The sequence below is a fragment of the Pedobacter sp. 01N416 genome (assembly GCF_056399685.1).
Genome location: NZ_JBFTRT010001040.1, coordinates 1 through 580 on the forward strand (window position 1 = coordinate 1; position 580 = coordinate 580).

A 580-nucleotide genomic window follows, 5' to 3' on the forward strand; every position below is an offset into this window, starting at 1 on the left:
ATTGGTGGTTCGACAATTGCACTGCTGAAAAACTGGACTTTACAATTGGTGGTTCGACAATTGCACTGCTGAAAAACTGGACTTTACAATTTTGCCGGATGGCTATTTTGACCTTATCGTTTCACTTGACAATTATGAGCAACAAGAAATTTCGCTGACAGGACTTTGGACAAAACAAGTGGATGTTTCTATTGAGCCAAACAGACAAGTATTTGGAGTGCGGTTCAAATTATTGGCAGCTGACTACATTTTAAGACAGAAAATATCAGCACTTTTAGATAGTGAACAATTAATGAATAGCATGTTTTGGCAATTAGACCAACTTTCATTTCATAATGTTGAAACAATCATCGAAAAATTGAATAAAACTATCCTTTCAACCACATCAAATCAAAAAGATATCGACATTAGAAGAGAGAATTTGTTCAATTTGCTGTATCAGACCAATGGCGGACTGTCAGTTGAAGAATATTCTCAACACGTATTTTGGAGCAGTAGACAAATCAATCGTTATTTCCAAGATAGATTTGGTATCCCTTTAAAATCATATTGCAAGATTTTGAAATGTTTCGCGTCTTTT

Annotated in this window: 1 pseudogene; it reads left to right on the forward strand. The window is 34.8% G+C overall.

The window, feature by feature from the left end:
• Positions 1 to 61: 61 nt before the first annotated feature.
• Positions 62 to 580: pseudogene (locus AC1DND_RS29125) on the forward strand (DUF6597 domain-containing transcriptional factor); the annotation flags it as partial.